The sequence below is a fragment of the Bradyrhizobium sp. BR13661 genome (assembly GCF_029892425.1).
Classification (GTDB): domain Bacteria; phylum Pseudomonadota; class Alphaproteobacteria; order Rhizobiales; family Xanthobacteraceae; genus Bradyrhizobium.
This window is the reverse complement of sequence record NZ_JARXWB010000007.1, coordinates 194697-213189: the sequence shown is the minus strand read 5'-3', so window position 1 is coordinate 213189 and position 18493 is coordinate 194697. Positions and strand designations below refer to the sequence as shown.

The window sequence follows — 18493 nt, the reverse complement described above, 5'->3', positions numbered from 1 at the left end:
TCTAGGCTTGGGCGACGCCCTCGCCGGCCGTACGCAATGTTGCGCCTCCCAGCGTCTGCGACGGGCGCTCCCCGAACATCGCAAGGTAATACTGCGCGAAGCGGCCGAGCTCATAAAAGCCCTGCTCCATCGCGACGGCGGCCACGGTGGTCGAGCCGGGCGCACTGGCGCGCAGGATGGAATGCACCTCGCAAAGCCGCTTGTGCCGGAGGAAGCTGACCGGGCCGAGGCCGAACACCTCCTGAAAGGCGCGGTGCAAGGTGCGGCGCGACACGCCCAGCGCGGCGCAGATCTCGGACACGTGCAGCGGGCGGCTGCCGGCCTCATCGAGATAGTTCTCGACCCTGCGGATCAACCGCCGCGCTGAAGGAAGCCAGCCGCTGTCGTCGGGCGGCAGCGACGACATGACGTTGACCGCCATACATTCGGCGATCGCCCGCTTCCAATATTCGGCGGTCGATGGCGTCAGTCCCATCCTGTTGGTGCGCAGGTGCGACATGATCGCGACCAAACGGCGCGTGGCGATCGCGCCGGTCACACTCTCCGCCCTGAAATGCCCGCGACTGCGCCAGGTGTCGGGATCGCTGAGCCTCGCTTCTCCGCCAAACAGTGAGGTGACCTCGCTGAGATCGAGGCGCATCGCGGCGTAAGCGGAGCCGCCGTGAAAGACCCCGTCGTGCTCCAGCAGCGGCGGAATCACGAGCACGTCGTTGAGCTGCATGTCGAACGACCAGTGAGCCACGCGCTCCTCGGCCGCGAGCAACATCCCGATGATCAGCTTGTCGTCGCTGGAGACTCGCTGCGTGCGCATGCCGACGTTGAAGGCGCCGATGCTCAGCGAGAAGTCGCCGATTCCAATATGCGACAACGTCCCGCGCAGCCGCCCGCGCCCGAGCTGCATCACGTCGACATGCGAACCGTGGACGGCCTGTTCAAGGCCTTCAAAACCGTCCAGTCTGCGCGACTCAACCAGAAGGAATTGCCCCATGGCTGTACCCTGTTACTGAAGCGCGACAATTCTGCGGCAGACAGCAGTACAATGCCATCACGGCGCGAAGTCGGTGCGCACGCGATTCATCCAAATCTCATCGCACTTGAGAGATCATTGCGCGATACGCCGCGACGCCATCTCCGCCGCCAGCAGCACCGCGGCGCGGCTGGCACCTGTTGATGCGATGCCCTGGCCTGCGATGTCGTAGGCGGTGCCGTGCGCGGGCGTGCAGATCGGGAACGGGAAGCCGCCGAGCAGGGTGACGCCGCGATCGAACCCCATCAGCTTCATCGCGATCTGGCCCTGGTCGTGGTACATCGTCAGCACGGCATCGAAGGCGCCGGCCTTGGCACGCAGAAACACGGTGTCGGCCGGAAACGGGCCCTCCACGGCAATGCCCTCGCGTTGGCCGGCTTCCACCACGGGCGCGATGACATCGATTTCCTCGCGGCCGAAATTGCCGCCGTCGCCGGCATGCGGATTGAGGCCCGCGACAGCAATGCGCGGCCGTGCAAAGCCGGCATTGCGCATGCAGGCATCGGTCAGTTTGAGCGCGCGCAGGATGCGCTCGCCCGACAGTTTTGATGCGACGTCCTTGAGCGGAATATGCGAGGTGACCCTGGCATTCCAGAGCTCGCCGAGCACGTTGAATTCGCTGGCCGGTGTCTTGAGCCCGGCGACTTCGGCCGAGAACGCGATCTCGTCATCATAGTCGGCGCGGGCATAGCGCATCGCCTGCTTGTTGAATGGTGTGAAGCAGACCGCATCGACGCGGCCGTCGCGGGCAAGCTCAAGTGCGTGCCGATAATTCGTCAGTGCGAATTTCCCGCCGGCCAGGGTCGCGGTCTTCGGTTCAACCTCCCTGGGATCGAGATGGCCGAGATCGACGAACAGCGCATCGCCCTTCGCCGCGCGAAAATCAGCCCCCTGCTCTACGTACGTCAGCTCCGGCTTTACGCCGGCAACGCGCGCGCCCTGGTCAAAGATGCGGCGATCGCCGATCACGACGAGGCGGCAGCGGCTGCGGATCTCGTCGAGGGCTACAAGCTTGGCCGTCAGCTCCGGGCTGATACCGGCGGGGTCTCCCATCGCCAGCGCGATGAGCGGCTTTGCGGTCATATGATCACCTTTTCCTGGGCGGACGTCTCAGTGGCTGGGGACTTGCGGAAGGGCCGCGCGAGCTGCAGCACCAGCGGAAGCAGCAGCAGCGCGATGCCTGCGACCACCAGGCACGTCACCAGCTTGTTGGCAAAGAAGATGCCGATGGATCCCTTGGACATCAGCATGGATTGACGGAACGCATCCTCGGCCTTGTCGCCGATGACGATCGCGAGCACCAGCGGTGCCAGCGGATAAAACAGCTTCTTGAAGAGATAGCCGACGATGCCGAAACCGAGCATCATCACCACGTCGAGATAGGAGTTCGACACCGAATAGGCACCGACGACGCAGATGATCACGATCAGCGGCGCAATGACCACGAAGGGAATCCGCATCAACGCGGCGAAAACAGGCACGGTCAGCAGCACCAGCGCGACCGCAACGATGTTGCCGACATACATCGAGGCGATCAGGCCCCAGACGAAGTCTTTCTGGTCCACGAACAGCATCGGCCCGGGGTTGAGACCCCAGATCATCAGCCCGCCCATCATCACGGCCGCGGTCGCGGAGCCGGGAATGCCGAGCGCGAGCATCGGCAGCAGCGCGCTGGTGCCGGCGGCATGATCGGCGGTCTCCGGCGAGATGATGCCCTCGACCTCGCCGGTGCCGAAATAGCGGCCGCGGCGGGAGAAGCGGCGCGCGATGCCGTAGCTCATGAAGGACGCCGCGGTCGGGCCGCCCGGTGTGATCCCCATCCAGCAGCCGATCGCGGCACTGCGCAGCAGCGCAACGCTGTGGCGCGGCAGGCGGCCAACCGCGCGAAACACCTCGCCCCAGTCGATCTTCGACGAAACGGCGCGGGCATGAAATTCTTCCTCGACTGCCACCAGCAGCTCGCCGATGCCGAACAGGCCCATCACCGCGACGACGAAGTTCACGCCCTTGACCAACTCGTCCACGCCCATGGTGAGGCGGACGCTGCCGGAGACGGTGTCGATGCCGATGGCGGCGATCGCAAAGCCGATCGCGAGCGCAACGACGGTCTTGATCGGGGCTGCGCCGCCCATACCGACAAAGCTCGCGAACGCCAGGAAATACACGGCAAAATACTCCGCCGGACCAAAGGCGAGCGCAACCTGCGCCACCCACGACGCCAGGAAGGTGATCAGAATGACGCCAACAAGCGCACCAAATGCGGCCGAGCCGAAGGCGGTTGCGAGCGCCGTGGTCGGCCGACCGTCACGCGCCATCGGATAGCCGTCGAAGGTGGTCGCGACCGATGATGGCTCGCCGGGAATGTTGAACAGGATCGAGGTGACGGAGCCGCCGAACAGCGCACCCCAATACATGCTGGAGAGCAGGATGATCGCCGAGACCGGCTGCATGCCGAAGGTCAGCGGCAGCAGCAGCGACACGCCGTTCGGCGCACCCAGCCCCGGCAGCACGCCGACGAGAATGCCGAGCAGCACGCCGACAACCATCAAGGCCAGATGCGGCACCGTGACCGCGATGGTGAAGCCGTGGAAGAGCTCCGAGAGATTATCCATCGGTCTCTTCCCCTCAGAACCCGAGCGCCGCGGCGAGTGCGCCGTGAGGTAGGCTGACCTGGAACATGCGCTCGAACACGACATAGAGCGCGAGTGCCGTTGCTGCCGCCGTCACCGCCGACCGCAGGATGGACTGATACCGGGGGATCGCGAGCACCGCGAACACATACGCCGCCGACGCGACATACATCCCGAGCAGCGGGATCGCCGCGACGAAGATCGCGGCCGGCACGAACAGGCCCGCCAGCCGCCGCAGCTCAACGGAGGTGATCGCAATGGGGACGTTCGCCAGCGAGGCGGTCGGCACGACGCCACGCACGAGATTGTAGAGGCTTCCGGCGACGATGATGATCCCGGTCAAGAACGGAAACGTGCCTGATTCAACGCCCTCGCTCGACCAGCCGATGCCGTTGTCCAGACTCTGGACCACCACCGCGACACCGAAACTGCCAGTGAGGATGGCGGTCACAAGTTCGAGGGCGCGTCGCGAGATCATCGAGGGCTCCTGATCCTCACTTGACCAGCCAGCCCTGCTCGCTCGCAACCTGCCGGACGTGCTCGAGGTCCTCCTTGATGAACTTGTCGAACTCGGCACCGGTCAGGAACGTGTCAACCTGGGAGGTCTTCTCGATGTAGTCCTTCCATTCCGGCGTCGCCTGCACCTTCTTCATGAGGTCGACGTAATATTCGGCCTGCTCCGGCGTGACCTTGCCGGGCAGCCAGACCGTGCGTGGCTGCTCATATTGCTTGATGTCGAGGCCCTGCTCGGCGCAGGTCGGGACGTCGCTCCAGCCTTCGGTCGCGGTGATCTTGGGGCCATCAGGCAGGCGCTTCGGGTTGAAGACGCAGAGCGGACGCTGCGTGCCGCCGCGCCATTGTCCCAGGCTTTCGCTGGGATTGTTGACGTGGGAATCGAGATGCCCACCGGCGAGCTGTACCGCGACCTCGGCGCCGCTCTTGAAGGGGATATAGGTGAGCTTGACGTGCCCCGTCTTCTCGATCATGCGCGTCAACACTTCATCGGTGTCCTTGGACTGCGCCCCGCCCATCTTGAACTCGCCCGATGCCGCCGCCTTCAGATAGTCGCCGGCGGTCTTGTAGGGCGCGTCCTGCTTGACCCAGAGCAGGAACTCATCCTGTGCCATCGCTGCGATCGGGGTGAGATCGGTGTAGTTGAAGGCAACTTTTGAGACGAGCGGCTGCTGCCAGGCGTTCGAGGTGCCGAAGATCACCTTGTGGGGATCGCCGGCGGACGCCTTGCCGTAGACGTAGCCCTCCGCGCCGCTGCCGCCGCCCTTGTTGACGACGACGATGGGCTGATCCGTCAGCTTGTACTTGGTGATGATGTTCTGGACTGCGCGGGCCATGTTGTCGGTGCCGCCACCGGGGCCGGCGGTCGCCACGAACTCGATCGGCTTCTGCGGCTGCCAGGCCGCGAATGCAGGCATCGCGCCTGCGAGCATGACCGCACTGACGGACAACAGGAAGAGAGACGTCCCACGCATGATTTCCTCCAACTGACTTTTCTGTTTTGTTTGATCAGTCGTCTCGACGTCCGCTCAGGCGACACGCTCCCTTGCGGCCGAGACGATCGCGCCTTCTTTCTCGAGCACTTCGATTTGCGTCGGGTCGAACCCATGCTCGGCCAAAACCTCGCGCGTATGTTCGCCATAGACGGGCGCGCCGGAGGCCACCTTGCCCGGCGTCTCCGAAAATTTAACCGGCAACCCGATGGTCTTGATCGGACCAAGAGTGGAATGCTCGACCTCGACCACCATGTCGCGCGCCAGCGTCTGGGGATCGCTGAGCGCCTCCAGCATGTCATGCACGGGACCGCAGGGCACGCCCTTCTCGTCCAGCGCCGCGAGCCAATGCGCGCGCGTCTGTGTGCGGAAGCGCTCGCTCAGCACCGCTTCCAGCTCCTTCAAATTGGCCATGCGGTCAGCCCCCGTGACGAAGCGCGGATCGGCGGCGAGCTCGCTGGCGCCCAGCGCTTCCAGCATCAGCAGCCAATGTTTCTTGTTGGCGCCGCCGACGACGAGCCAACCGTCGGAAGCCTCAAACGCCTGGTATGGCGCGTTGAGCGGATGCGCCGAGCCCATCGCGCGTGGCGCGGTGCCGGCGGCCAGCGCGATGGTCGACTGCCAATAGGTCTGCACCAGCGCCGCCTCAAAGAGCGACGTCTCGACCCACTGCCCCTCCCCGGTCTTGAGCCGATGGGTATAGGCAGCAAGGATGCCCATGCTCGCGAGCAGGCCCGCGGTAATGTCCGAGAGCGGCGGGCCGCATTTCACGGGCGGACCGTCGGGGCGTTCGCCGGTAAAGCTCATGATGCCGCTCATCGCCTGCGCGACCAGGTCAAATCCCCTGCGGTGCTTGTAGGGACCGGTGCGGCCAAACCCAGACAGCGAGCAATAGATCAGCGCCGGGAATTGCTTGTGCAGTTCTTGATAGCCGAAGCCCAGCCGCTCCATCGCGCCGGGCGCAAAGTTCTCGACCAGCACGTCGGCGTCAGCGATCAGACGCCGCAGCACCTCCTTGCCGCCGTCGGTCTTGAGATCCAGCACGATGCCGCGCTTGTTGCGGTTCATCATCAGGAACGAGGCGGCCTCGTCGCCGATCTTCGGCGGCACCGAATGGCGGGTGTCGTCTCCATTAGGCCATTTCTCGATCTTGATGACGTCGGCGCCCATGTCGGCGAGCATCAAGGTGCAGGTCGGCCCTGCCATGACATGGGTGAGATCGATAACTTTGAGGCCGGCAAGCGGACCTGAGCGGCGGGCGGTGGATTGCGGCTGATCGCTTGGCATCGGGGCGTCCTATTGACCGCGCCACTGCGGGGCGCGCTTGCTGAGGAAAGCATCGAGCCCTTCGCGAAAATCCTGGCTCGTGTAGCACATCAGGATGAGGTCTTCACCCTCGTCCTGAGTCAGCCGCCGTTGCAGGCGGGCGACCGCCTGCTTGGTCGCATTCAGCGTCAGCGGCGCGTGGCTGGCAACGAGGCGCGCGACCTCGTCAGCGCGTTTGTCGAGCGCGGCGAGATCGTCGACGATCTCGCCGAGCAGCCCGACATTTGCGGCCTCCGCCGCATCGACCAGCCGCGCAGTGAAGATCAGGTCCTTGACCCGCGCCGCACCAATCAGCGCGGTGAGACGGCTGACATTGGACATCGACAGGCAATTGCCGAGCGTGCGGGCGATAGGGAATCCGATCATGGTGCTGCGCGTGCCGATACGCAGGTCGCAGGCCGCGGCGATCCCTGCCCCGCCGCCGGTGCAGAAGCCGTTGATCGCCGCGATGGTCGGCACGCGGCATTGCTCCAGCGTGGTGAGCACCCGGTCGATCCGGTTCTCGTAGTCGATGGAATCCTGCGGCGTCTTGAATTCGCGGAACTGGTTGATGTCGGTGCCGGAGGCGAACGCCTTGTCGCCGGCCCCGCGCAGCACCAGCACCTTGATGGACCTGTCGTCATTGGCCTGCGCGCAGATGGCGGCGAGCCGCTCGTACATGGCGAAGGTGAAGGCATTGCGCGCCTGCGGGCGGTTGAAGGTGATCCGTCCGATCCCGTCCCTGCATTCAAAAACGAGGTCGTCCGCCGCTGTGGCCTGGTCCATTTCCTCGATCCCCCCATTGTTTTTTGCATTTTTGAATGCAAAAATTGGGAATTTCAAGATATAGATACCTAACTTTCGTCTAGCTGGTCACTTTTGCATTCAAAATAGAGATATCCCATGCTGCATGAGGAAGTCGTCGGCCGCATCCGCGACATTCTGCTCGACGGCGAGATCCCGCCGGGCGCGCGAATCCCCGAGCGCGAGCTGTGCGAGCGGCTCGACATCTCGCGCACGCCGCTGCGTGAAGCGCTCAAGGTGCTGGCTGCCGAAGGTCTTGTGCAGCTCCTGCCCCATCGCGGCTCGCGCGCGGCAAAACTGACCGACAAGGACATGCGCGACCTCTTCGAGGTCTGCCAGGGTCTCGAAGCGCTGGCGGGCGAGCTCGCCTGCGAGCGCATCAGCGATCGCGAGATTGCTGAGATCGCCGCGGCGCACGCGGCAATGGTGCAGCATTATCGCGAGGGCGACCTGATCCAGTATTATCGTGGCAACCGCGCCATCCACGAGGGCATCGTCGCTGCCGCCGGCAATCCCGTGCTTTCAGGACTCTACGCGTCCGTGACCGCGCGCATCCGCCGCGCGCGCTACGTCACGCCGATGACGCCACAGCGCTGGACCTTTGCGGTCAGCGAACACGAAGCCATCCTGAACGCACTCCAGCGCCGCGACGGCGCCGGCCTCTCCCACATCCTGCGCGCGCATCTGCGGCACAAGCGAGAAGAGGTGCTGCAGGCTGGGTTTGCGGAAACAGAGGCGAGCGAGCTCGCGCTGAAGATCGCCTGAGGCGGCGGCTCGCCTAGCACCCCAGTCTGTCGGCGATCCCGCCAAAGTCCTTGGCGACGATGTCCCAGTTGCCGGTCGCTTCGAAATCGAGCTTCTGCAACGGGCCATATTCGGTCGGCCGCGCGACGAACGCGGTCTTGAGGCCATTTTTCTGCGCGGCGGCGAGATCGCCATTGTGGGCGGCGACCATCATCACCTGCTCCGGCTCGAGGCACAGCAGCTTTGCGGCGCCGAGATAGGTTTCGGGATCGGGCTTGTAATGCTCGAACAGCTCGGCCGACATGATGAGGTCCCACGGCAGGCCCGCAAACTTCGCCATGTTGGTGAGCAGCGCGACGTTGCCGTTCGATAGCGGCGAGATCACGAATTTCGTCTTCAATCGTGTCAGGCCTGCAACGCTGTCGGGCCAGGGATTGAGGCGGTGCCAGCCCTTGGTGAGATAATCGAGATCGGCATCGGTGAGGCCCTTGATGGCAAATTGCTCGACCAGCTTCTCGAGCGAGCGGCGGTGCAGATCGTCGAGCATGACATAGCCGCGCTCGGGATGTTTGCGCACATCGTCCATCGAGGCCATGTACATGCCGCGCCAGCCATCGACGAGCGCGGTCCAGTCGGCGCTGATGCCGCGCTGCTTGCTCCACCACATGAAGTCGGTGATCAGGCTGGTGCGCCAGTCGACGACCGTGCCGAACACATCGAAGATCAGGGCTTTGACGGCGGAGAGATCGGACATGGCGATTTCCTGGTTGTTCTTGTTGTCATTCCGGGGCGATGCGCAGCATCGAACCCGGAATCCAGAAGTTGTGGCGCGAGATTCTCAGGTGCGCAATTGCGCACCATAGTTCTCGCTTCGCGAGCCCCGGAATGACCGAGAACATCAGTCCAAATGAAACTTCGCGAGCTCGCGGTGCTCGGCCTTGATGTAGCGCACGGTGCCGGTGACGGAGCGCATCACCACCGTCTCGGTCTCGATCACGCCGTCCTTGCGGAATTTTACGCCCGACAGCAGCGAACCCGTCGTCACGCCGGTGGCCGCGAACAGGCAGTCGCCGCGCGCCATGTCCTCGATGCCGTAGATCATCTTGGGATCGTTGACGCCCATCTTGGCGGCGCGTTCGCGCTTCTCGTCGGAATCGAGAATGAGCCGGCACTGCATCTGGCCGCCGATGCAGCGCAGCGCCACGGCCGCGAGCACGCCTTCCGGCGCGCCGCCGGTGCCGAGATACATGTCGACGCCGGTGTTGTCGGGGTCGGCGCAGTGGATCACGCCGGCAACGTCGCCGTCGGTGATGAGCCGCACGGCTGCTCCCGTCGAGCGCACGCTCTCGATGATGCTGGCATGGCGCGGACGGTCGAGCACCAGAACGGTGATGCCTGCAGGCGTCACGCCCTTGGCCTTGGCCAGGCGACGGACGTTATCGGCAGGGCTCGCATCGAGCTCGACGACACCCTTGTCGTAGCCGGGACCGATCGCAAGCTTCTGCATGTAGACGTCGGGGGCGTGCAGCAGCGTACCGCCGTCGGCCATCGCCATGGTGGCGATCGAGCCCGGCATGTTCTTGGCGCACAGCGTGGTGCCTTCGAGCGGATCGACCGCGATGTCGACTTCCGGACCGGCATTCAGGCCGACCTTCTCGCCGATATAGAGCATCGGCGCCTCGTCGCGTTCGCCCTCGCCGATCACGATGGTGCCCTGGATCGGCAGCTTGTTGAGCTCGCGGCGCATCGCGTCGACCGCGGCCTGGTCGGCCGGCTTCTCCTGCCCATGCCCGCGCAACCGCGCCGACGACACTGCCGCCCGCTCCGTCACGCGCACGATCTCAAGCGTGAGGATGCGCTCGAGCAAGGCGTGCGGGGGGACTTCAATATGGGTCGACATCGGCTCACTCCTTCAAATCGGTTCGGGACAGGATCCCTGCCCGCGTCAACTCGCAACCTCAGCGGTTCGTTCGAACCGCATAGTCTAGTTCTTCTCAATCCGTATGACCTGCGGCCGTCCGCTGATCACCTTGTCCTTCTGCACGGCGGCGAGCGCGCGGCGCACGGCGTCCTCATGCGTGGCGTAGGTGATCAGGATGACGGGCACGGGCACGGCTTTGCCATTGGCCGGGGCGGCGCCGCCATTGGGATGGCGCTGCACGATCGACTCGATCGAAATCTTCTGCTCCGCGAGCCGGGTGGCGATCGCAGCCGCGGTGCCCGGAAAATCGCGCGCCAGAAGGCGGATGTAGTAGCCGCCTTCGTGCCGCTCCATCGGCGCCTTCTTGGTGTCGCGCAGTTGCGCGATCGGCCGGCCGAACGGATTGGCGCGAATGCCGCGCGCGACGTCGGCGATATCGGCAACGACGGCGGACGCGGTCGCAGCACCGCCGGCGCCGGGACCGACCAGCGTGATCGGCGGAATGCCCTCGCCATCGATCGTGACCGCGTTGGTGACACCCATCACCTGCGCGATCGAGGATGTCTTGGGAACCATGGTCGGATGCACGCGCTGCTCGATGCCCTTGGCGGTGCGAACGGCAACGCCGAGCAGCTTGACGCGGTAACCGAGATCAGCGGCTGCGCGCAGATCTTCCGGCGCGATGGAGGAGATGCCTTCGACATACACCGCGCTTTGAGCAACTTTCGTGCCGAAGGCGAGGCTGGCGAGAATGGCGAGCTTCTGCGCGGTGTCGTGGCCGTCGACGTCGAAGGACGGATTGGCCTCGGCATAGCCGAGCCGCTGCGCATCCTTGAGACACTCGGCGAAGGACAGGCCCTCCTGCTCCATTCGGGTCAGGATATAGTTACAGGTGCCGTTGAGGATGCCGTAGACGCGGTTGATGCCGGTTCCGGCGAGCCCTTCGCGCAACGTCTTGATGACGGGGATCGCGGCGCCGACGGCTGCCTCGAAATTCAGCGCGCCGCCATGCTTTTCGGCGGCTTTTGCCAGTTTCAAACCGTGCTTCGCAAGCAGCGCCTTGTTCGCGGTGACGACCGACTTGCCGGCGTTGAGCGCAGCTTCGACTGCGGACAGCGCGGGATCGCCGGCGCCGCCCATCAGTTCGACGAAGCAGTCGACCTCCGGATGCGTGGCGAGCGCAAGCGGATCCTTGGCCCATTCGACGCCACGCAGATCGATGTTGCGCTTCTTCGCCTTCGAGCGCGCGGTGACGGCGACGACACGAATGCCGCGGCCGCTGCGGCCGGCGAGCACGCGGGCCTGGGTCTCGATCAAACGGATAACTTCGGCGCCCACGGTGCCGAGCCCCGCTATGCCCACTTTCAGGGGTGCAACCATGATGCTTTAGTGAACCTGCAGAAGAGAATTAGCGCCTGTTGGCGAGCGGAACGACGTTGTGCAACGTTTCGAGGCCGCTTTCAAGGAAGCGGCGCACGCCGCGCGCGGCCTGCCTGATCCGTTGCTCGTTTTCCACCATGGCGATGCGGACATATCCTTCACCATGCTCGCCGAATCCGACGCCGGGCGAGACCGCGACGCCTGATTTCTCCACCATCAGGGTTGCGAATTGCATGCTGCCGACGCTGCGGAACGCTTCGGGCAGCGGCACCCAGGCAAACATCGACGCTTCCGGCGGCGGGATCTCCCAGCCGGCGCGGCCGAACGATTCCACCAGCGCATCGCGCCGCTTGCGATAGGTGTCACGCATTTCCTTGATGCAATCGTCGGGACCGTTCAGCGCAGCGGTCGCTGCGACCTGCACGGGCGTGAACGCGCCGTAATCGAGATAGGATTTGACCCGGGCGAGTGCTGCGATCACGCGATCATTGCCGACCGCGAAGCCCATGCGCCAGCCGGCCATCGAATAGGTCTTCGACATCGAGGTGAACTCGACGGTCACGTCGATCGCACCGGGCACCTGCAGCACCGAGGGCGGCGGATTGCTCTCGTCGAAATAGACTTCGGCGTAAGCGAGATCGGACAGGATCAGGATCTCGTGCTTCTTCGCGAACGCGACGAGGTCCTTGTAGAAATCCAGGCTCGCGACATAGGCCGTCGGGTTCGAGGGATAGCAGACCACGAGCGCGAGCGGCTTCGGGATCGAATGCACGATCGCCCGCTCCACCGCCTCGAAGAATTGCGGCGTCGGCTCCGACGGCACCGAGCGGATCACGCCGCCCGCCATCAAGAAGCCGAAGGCGTGAATCGGATAGCTCGGGTTCGGACAGAGGATGACGTCGCCCGGCGCGGTGATCGCCTGCGCCACGTTGGCAAAGCCTTCCTTCGAGCCGAGCGTCGCCACCACCTGGGTGTCGGGGTTGAGCTTCACGCCGAAGCGGCGCTCGTAATAGGCGGCCTGGGCCCGGCGCAGGCCGGGGATGCCGCGGGAGGCCGAGTAGCGGTCGGTGCGCGGCTTGCCCAGCGTCTCCTTGAGCTTCTCCAGCACATGCGGCGGAGCCGGCAGGTCCGGGTTGCCCATGCCGAGATCGATGATGTCGGCGCCGGCATTCCGCGCGGCCGCCTTGGCCCGGTTGACCTGCTCGAAGACGTAAGGCGGAAGGCGGCGGATGCGGTAAAATTCGTCCATGGCTCTCTGGGCTCCGGGCAACCGGTCAGGACAGAATCGAAGGGCGACAAACACCCTTCGAGGAGACCTCGCCTCGCGCCGAAAATCACCCACAATCAAATACTTGGAGTGAATTTCGGCGACGCGGACTGAACTCCTTCGCCCTGACTCTCGGCTGAATTGAGGTCTTTTTAGCACGGAGTAGCGGGGGCGCCAGCGATTACCTTGCAGCTCGCTGCGGCCGTCCAGTTGCTGCCAGCCGCCCTATTTGGCGTCCTTTGCGGCAACGGACTGGCGGTCGCGGGCCGCGGCTAGCTCCGCCTCGATCTTGGCGCGCTGGTCCGGTGGGATGATGGCCTGATCGCGGTCCGGCGGCAGATCGTGCACCGGAAGGTAAGCGCCAGGCTCCCTCGGATGAGCCTGCGCGTCGGCGGGTGTGTAGTCGGCCAATTGACTCGAGCAGCCGCCCAAGGCAAGCGCTGCGATCAGCAGCGCGCCAGACACCGGCAGCGACTTTTGCAGGTCCCACAACGCCAACACTTGGGAATTCCCCTACTCGTCCCAATGCAAGGCTGCCGGTAACTTAACCAACAACCTGCCCAAGCTCAAACCATTGCTGCCCACAAATGGTACGAGCGAGAAATCATCCAAGGCCCACGGGACGAGAGGTGCACTGCGATTGTGACAAAAGCAAGAAGCCTTGTCGCACTGCAGCACATCTTCGCGCCCGTTTGGCGTGAAACCAGCGAGCTTCGCGGTGACGAATACGGAATGAATCGTTACTGTTGTCCTCATGAGTACCGCCACGACCGACACGCCCAAGTCCGGCTCGACGTCCGGGACAAAGTCTGAAACGAAGTTCGATGCGGAAGCCTTCGCGATGAATGTCGCGCGGGCGATGGAGAGCGGCGGCAAGGCGCTCGCCGCGTATCTGAAGCCGCGCGAGAGCGGCGAAGTGCAGGATCGTCCGCCAGCCGAGCTTACCGAGGTCGTCAAGACTTTCACCTCGGTCGCCGAATATTGGCTGTCGGACCAGTCGCGTGCATCCGACGTCCAGACCAAGCTCGCCAAGGACTATCTCGATCTCTGGGGCTCGGCGGCGCGACGGATGGCCGGCCAGGAGGCGCAACCCGCGATCGCGCCCTCGCCGCGCGACAAGCGCTTTGCCGATCCGGAATGGAAGTCGAACCAGTTCTTCGACTTCATGATGCAGCTCTATCTGCTCACCAGCAAATGGGCGCAGGAGCTGGTGCAAGACGCCGAGCTCGATCCGGCGACCCGCCGCAAGGCCGAGTTCTACGTCCAGCAGGTCACCAACGCGATCTCGCCCTCGAACTTCGTGCTGACCAATCCGGAAGTGCTGCGCGAGACGGTTGCGAGCAGCGGCGAGAACCTCGCGCGCGGCCTGACCATGCTGGCGGAGGACATTGCCGCCGGCAAGGGCATGCTGAAGATCCGCCAGTCCAACCCGGACAATCTCGTCGTCGGCGTCAACATGGCGACGACGCCGGGCAAGGTGATCTACCAGAACGAAATGATGCAGCTGATCCAGTATTCTCCGACCACGGAGACGGTGCTGCGCACGCCGCTGCTGATCGTGCCGCCCTGGATCAACAAGTTCTACATCCTCGATCTCAAGCCGGAGAAATCCTACATCAAGTGGTGCGTCGACCAGGGCATCACCGTGTTCGTGATCTCATGGGTCAACCCCGACAAGCGCCTCGGCGCCAAGAGCTGGGAAGACTACATGAAGCAAGGTCCGCTCACGGCGATGGACGTGATCGAGAAGATCACCGGCGAGATGAAGGTTCACACGGCCGGCTATTGCGTCGGCGGCACCATGCTCGCAACCACGCTGGCCTGGCTCGCCGAGAAGCGCCGTCAGCGCGTGACCTCGGCGACGTTCTTTGCCGCCCAGGTGGATTTCACCCATGCCGGCGATCTCCTCGTCTTTGTCGACGAGGAGCAGATCGCGGCGCTCGAGCAGGACATGAAGGCGTCAGGCGTGCTCGAAGGCTCGAAGATGGCGATGGCCTTCAACATGCTGCGCTCCAACGATCTGATCTGGTCCTACGTCGTCAGCAACTACCTCAAGGGCCAGCAGCCGAGCGCGTTCGACCTGCTGCACTGGAATTCCGACGCGACGCGGATGACCCAGGCGAACCATTCCTATTATCTGCGCAACTGCTACCTGGAGAACAGGCTGTCGACCGGCACCATGGTGCTCGACAACACGCTGCTCGACCTCTCCAAGGTCAAGGTGCCCGTCTACAACCTCGCCACGCGCGAGGACCACATCGCGCCGGCGGAATCGGTGCTGTACGGCTCGCAATTCTTCGGCGGCCCCGTGAAGTACGTCCTGTCGGGCTCCGGCCACATCGCCGGCGTCGTCAATCCGCCGGCCTCGAACAAGTACCAGTACTGGACCAACGACAACATCAAGGCCGCCAATGTCGCGGAGTGGATGAAGGGCGCGGTCGAGCACAAGGGCTCATGGTGGCCGGACTGGCGCGAATGGCTGGGCGGGCTCGATCCGGAGGAAGTGCCGGCACGCAGCGTCGGAAGCGAAGCGTGGCCCCCGATCGAGGACGCGCCCGGCAGCTATGTCAGGGTTCGCGCATAGCGCGACGGCGCGCGTTTTCGTATAAGCTCACGGCATCGATTTTGGAGGGGACCGGGTTATGACGCGTGAATTGTTCTGGCTGACCTGTACGGTGATCCTGACCGGGATCCTCTGGATTCCCTACACCATCAACCGCTGCCAGGTTCGCGGGCTCGGTGGCGCCATGGCCAACCCCTCGCGCGGCGACAAGCCGCATGCCGAATGGGCCAACCGGTTGATGTTCGCGCATGACAATGCGGTCGAGAACCTCGTGCTGTTCGCGCCGCTGGTGCTGATCCTGAATGCGATCGACTATTCCTCGAAATGGACGGTGCTCGCCTGCGTGGTCTATTTCTGGGCGCGCGTCGCGCACCTGATCGTCTATGCGCTCGGCATCCCGGTGTTCCGCACGATCGCCTTCACCGTCGGCTTTGCCGCGCAGGCCGTGCTGGCGCTGGCGATCTTCAAGGTGCTCTGACCGCGCCGCGGACGCGCGGCAGCGCCTAGCCAATGCATCGAGAACCCACCAGGGATTTTCTCCAGTTCCAGGATCTGAGCGCGGACACGATCGGATCGATCCTGGACCGTGCGCAAATCCTCGCGGCGGCCTGGCGCGACCGCGTGATGCCGCAAACGCTAGCCGGAAAGCGTATCGCGCTCATCGTCGACGATGGCGGATGGCGGAATACCACCGCCTTCGACCTCGGCATCCAGGCGATGGGCGGCCTCTGCGTGCATTCGCCCGTCAGGCTCAATGCCGCTGAAGCCACGGCGGATCTGGCGGCATATCTCGACAATTGGTTCGACATGCTGGTTGTGCGCACGCGGGAGCTGTCGGCTCTGCAAGAGCTCGCGGTCAGCGCGGAAGCGCCAGTCATCAATGCCAGAACGCGGTCAAACCATCCGTGCGAAACGCTCGGCGATCTCGCCTATGTCAGGAGCAAGAGAGCGGGCCTCGACGGCTTGAAGGTGGTCGGCGTTGCACCGGATGCCAACATCCTCCGGTCCTGGGTTGAAGCCTCGATCGCCCTGCCGATCCAGGTGACCCAAATCTATCCGGCGGAGTGGCATATCAGGGACATCGCGAGCCCGCACTTTTCGGCAAGCATCGATCTCGACGCCCTGCACGACGCGGACGTGATCATCACCGATTGCTGGCTTGACGGCGCGCATAAGGATCAACTCGCCCGCTACCGGATATCCGCTTCGCTGCTCGACAAATGCCGCAGCGAGGTGATGTTCCTCCCCTGCCCGCCAGTGACGAGGGGCCAGGAGGTGACGCCTGACGCGATGAGCCACGCTGCCTGTCAGAGCGCTGCCGCGAAGGCCTATCTGCTACATCTGCAAAACGCGCTGCTGGAATGGGTCGCAGGCTGAGCAGCCTCAGCGATGAAGGATGGGCCCCGGCTCAGCAGCGCACCGCTTCACGCTGCGCTGCGTCCGGGGCACGAGCAAGCCCTACTCCTCCGGCAGGCCCAGCATCAGCCGCATGTTCTGCACGGCTGCGCCCGAGGCGCCCTTGCCGAGATTGTCCAGCCGCGCGACCAGCACCGCCTGATGGTACTTGTCGCTGGCAAAGACGTAGAGCTCGAGCCTGTTGGTCTCGTTGAGAGCCTCCGGCTCCAGCTTGCCGCTCTTGGTCGCCTCGTTCTGCAGCGGCATTGCCGAGACGTATTTCGAGCCGGCGTAGCGCTTGGCTAGCGCTGCTTGCAGGTCGGCCCCTGTGGGCTTGCCGGGCAGTGTGTCGAGCTGGAGCGGCACGGAGACCAGCATGCCTTGCCGGTAATTGCCGACCGAGGGAATGAAGATCGGACGCCGCGTCAGGTGCGAATAGAGCTGCATTTCCGGCAGATGCTTGTGCTCGAAGCCGAGGCCGTAGAGCTCGAAGGACGGCGCGCTGCCGTCTTCGAAGCTTGCGATCATCGACTTGCCGCCGCCGGAATAACCGCTCACTGCATTGATGGTGACGGGATGGTCAGGCGGCAACAGGCCGGCATCGACGATCGGCCGCAGCAGCGCGATTGCGCCGGTCGGATAGCAGCCGGGATTGGAGACCTTCTTCGCGGCCTTGATCTTGCCGGCCTGGTCCGGCGCCAGCTCCGCAAAGCCGTAGGCCCAATCAGGCGCGACCCGGTAGGCCGTCGAGGCGTCCAGCACCTTCGGTCCCGAGGCGCCCATGCTGTCGATCAGCGCGACCGTCTCCTTGGCGGCATCGTCAGGCAGGCAGAGGATGACGAGATCGACCTCCTCCATCAGCGCCTTCTTGGCCGCAGGGTCCTTGCGCTTGTCGTCGGCGATGGTCTTCACCACGACGTCGCTCTGGAGCTTCAGCCGCTCGTTGATGCCGAGCCCGGTGGTGCCGGAGCCACCGTCGACGAACACGGTGGCGGGCTTCTTCGCGGCATTGTTGGTCGGGGCTTTCGCGGCTTCAGTGAGGCTCATGGTACGCTCCTTTCGAGCATGGTTTCGTTCGCGAAGGCCTCCGGCCTCACGTCCTGCATCAGTTGCGCGATCTCCCGCGCGTCGGCATTGGCTTGCGCGCCGAGCGCGTTGGCGATCGCCATGTAATCGGCGTCGGATTTGTGCTGGTTGAGCTTGAAGCTGCCTTCGACCTCTTCAACCGTCATGACCAGACCCACGATCCCCTTCTTCAGCGCCGCGAGCCGGCCGGCCGTCATCTTGCCCGACGTCCACGGCTTCTTCGGCAACAGCCAGCTCTCGAAGATGTCGCTGAGCGTGTCGATCTGCACCGCGAGTTCGCGATCGGACAACAATTTCACCGGGCCGCTCAGATGCACCGACTGGTAGAGCCAGGTCGGCACCTGATCCGGCGAGACGTACCAGTCTGGCGACACATAGGCATCCGGGCCGTTGACCGCGAGCAGCCAGGAGGTCTCGCCATCCGCCAACTTTACCAACGGATTGTGACGGGCAACATGAAAGGCGGCCTGCGGCGTGCCGTCGGCGGCATAGGTCAGGTAGAACGGCAACGGCGACGCAATCGGCTTGTGGCCGTCGAAGGCGCACATGGTGCCGAAGCCGCGCTCGCCCGCGAATTTCAGGCTCGCCGCGCGGTCCGGCTTGAAATGGGGTGGCGTGTACATCGTGGTCTCCTGCTGGGCCTCCTTGGGGGGCCGCCGGATCAGATCGCGCTGACAGGAGAGAGAATGCCGCGGATCGGATCCAGCGGCAAAGACGATGATCTCAAACGCGATCGACCGCCCAAACCGCTAAAGAGCGGCGGCGGCGACGGGCGAACAGGATGGTCGCGGCGTTGATCATGGGGCGCGGCTATAAGGCCAAATCGGCCCATCGTCAAGGATTTGGAACCGTCATTCCACGCCGCC

The 18493-nt window shown here is 64.3% G+C and carries 18 protein-coding genes; 4 read left to right on the top strand and 14 right to left on the bottom strand.

What is annotated here, in order from left to right; all coding sequences use genetic code 11:
• Position 1: 1 nt before the first annotated feature.
• From M2427_RS14445 to M2427_RS14415, 7 genes are all read right to left on the bottom strand, one after another.
• Positions 2–988 (bottom strand): helix-turn-helix domain-containing protein, encoded by a 987-nt coding sequence (locus M2427_RS14445; protein WP_280707021.1) that lies wholly within the window; start codon positions 986–988, stop codon positions 2–4.
• Between the two features lie 114 nt (positions 989–1102).
• On the bottom strand, positions 1103–2110 hold the full coding sequence (locus M2427_RS14440) for a 4-hydroxythreonine-4-phosphate dehydrogenase PdxA (protein WP_280707020.1): 1008 nt from the start codon (positions 2108–2110) through the stop codon (positions 1103–1105).
• Positions 2107–3639 carry a tripartite tricarboxylate transporter permease gene (locus tag M2427_RS14435; RefSeq protein WP_280707019.1) on the bottom strand — a complete coding sequence of 511 codons (1533 nt, stop codon included), beginning with the start codon at positions 3637–3639 and terminating at the stop codon, positions 2107–2109. Before M2427_RS14435 ends, M2427_RS14440 begins: the two co-directional genes overlap by 4 nt.
• Before the next feature lie 13 nt (positions 3640–3652).
• Positions 3653–4135, bottom strand: a complete 483-nt coding sequence (locus M2427_RS14430; RefSeq protein WP_280707018.1) for a tripartite tricarboxylate transporter TctB family protein — start codon at positions 4133–4135, stop codon at positions 3653–3655.
• 16 nt (positions 4136–4151) lie between these two features.
• Positions 4152–5144 (bottom strand): tripartite tricarboxylate transporter substrate-binding protein, encoded by a 993-nt coding sequence (locus tag M2427_RS14425; protein WP_280707017.1) that lies wholly within the window; start codon positions 5142–5144, stop codon positions 4152–4154.
• 54 nt (positions 5145–5198) lie between these two features.
• Positions 5199–6449: a CoA transferase gene (locus M2427_RS14420; protein WP_280707016.1), complete on the bottom strand. Its 1251-nt coding sequence runs from the start codon at positions 6447–6449 to the stop codon at positions 5199–5201.
• A 9-nt stretch (positions 6450–6458) separates the two neighbouring features.
• The gene (locus M2427_RS14415; protein ID WP_280707015.1) at positions 6459–7253 is read right to left on the bottom strand and encodes an enoyl-CoA hydratase/isomerase family protein; all 795 of its coding nucleotides are present in this window, start codon (positions 7251–7253) and stop codon (positions 6459–6461) included.
• Between the two features lie 117 nt (positions 7254–7370).
• Between M2427_RS14415 and M2427_RS14410 the strand changes: the two genes are divergently transcribed.
• Complete coding sequence (locus M2427_RS14410) at positions 7371–8036, top strand: GntR family transcriptional regulator (RefSeq protein WP_280707013.1); 666 nt, start codon at positions 7371–7373, stop codon at positions 8034–8036.
• A 13-nt stretch (positions 8037–8049) separates the two neighbouring features.
• On the opposite strand, the gene M2427_RS14405 is transcribed toward M2427_RS14410, so the two are convergent.
• The 5 genes from M2427_RS14405 to M2427_RS14385 all read right to left on the bottom strand — a co-directional run bounded on the left by M2427_RS14405 (position 8050) and on the right by M2427_RS14385 (position 13084).
• A complete protein-coding gene (locus tag M2427_RS14405) occupies positions 8050–8769 on the bottom strand; it encodes a haloacid dehalogenase type II (protein WP_280707012.1) in 720 nt (239 codons plus the stop codon).
• A 144-nt stretch (positions 8770–8913) separates the two neighbouring features.
• On the bottom strand, positions 8914–9915 hold the full coding sequence (glpX, locus tag M2427_RS14400) for a class II fructose-bisphosphatase (protein WP_280707011.1): 1002 nt from the start codon (positions 9913–9915) through the stop codon (positions 8914–8916).
• Positions 9916–9999: 84 nt separating this feature from the next.
• The gene (locus tag M2427_RS14395; protein WP_280707010.1) at positions 10000–11316 is read right to left on the bottom strand and encodes a homoserine dehydrogenase; all 1317 of its coding nucleotides are present in this window, start codon (positions 11314–11316) and stop codon (positions 10000–10002) included.
• Between the two features lie 28 nt (positions 11317–11344).
• Entirely contained in the window at positions 11345–12565 is a 1221-nt protein-coding gene (locus M2427_RS14390) for an LL-diaminopimelate aminotransferase (RefSeq protein ID WP_280707009.1), read from the bottom strand.
• A 243-nt stretch (positions 12566–12808) separates the two neighbouring features.
• On the bottom strand, positions 12809–13084 hold the full coding sequence (locus M2427_RS14385; protein WP_280707008.1) for a hypothetical protein: 276 nt from the start codon (positions 13082–13084) through the stop codon (positions 12809–12811).
• 253 nt (positions 13085–13337) lie between these two features.
• Here M2427_RS14385 and phaC point away from each other — a divergent pair, with 253 nt between their 5' ends.
• The 3 genes from phaC to M2427_RS14370 are packed head-to-tail and all read left to right on the top strand — an operon-like array spanning position 13338 to position 16523.
• Positions 13338–15167: a class I poly(R)-hydroxyalkanoic acid synthase gene (gene phaC / locus M2427_RS14380; RefSeq protein ID WP_280707007.1), complete on the top strand. Its 1830-nt coding sequence runs from the start codon at positions 13338–13340 to the stop codon at positions 15165–15167.
• A gap of 58 nt (positions 15168–15225) precedes the next feature.
• The gene (locus tag M2427_RS14375) at positions 15226–15624 is read left to right on the top strand and encodes an MAPEG family protein (RefSeq protein ID WP_280707006.1); all 399 of its coding nucleotides are present in this window, start codon (positions 15226–15228) and stop codon (positions 15622–15624) included.
• A gap of 32 nt (positions 15625–15656) precedes the next feature.
• A complete protein-coding gene (locus M2427_RS14370; RefSeq protein ID WP_280707005.1) occupies positions 15657–16523 on the top strand; it encodes an ornithine carbamoyltransferase in 867 nt (288 codons plus the stop codon).
• An 81-nt stretch (positions 16524–16604) separates the two neighbouring features.
• Here the strand turns inward: M2427_RS14370 and argC are convergent, their stop codons facing one another.
• Together argC and M2427_RS14360 are read right to left on the bottom strand one after the other, a co-directional pair.
• Positions 16605–17588: an N-acetyl-gamma-glutamyl-phosphate reductase gene (gene argC / locus M2427_RS14365; protein WP_280707004.1), complete on the bottom strand. Its 984-nt coding sequence runs from the start codon at positions 17586–17588 to the stop codon at positions 16605–16607.
• A complete protein-coding gene (locus M2427_RS14360; protein WP_280707003.1) occupies positions 17585–18250 on the bottom strand; it encodes an FMN-binding negative transcriptional regulator in 666 nt (221 codons plus the stop codon). Before M2427_RS14360 ends, argC begins: the two co-directional genes overlap by 4 nt.
• Positions 18251–18493 lie beyond the last annotated feature (243 nt).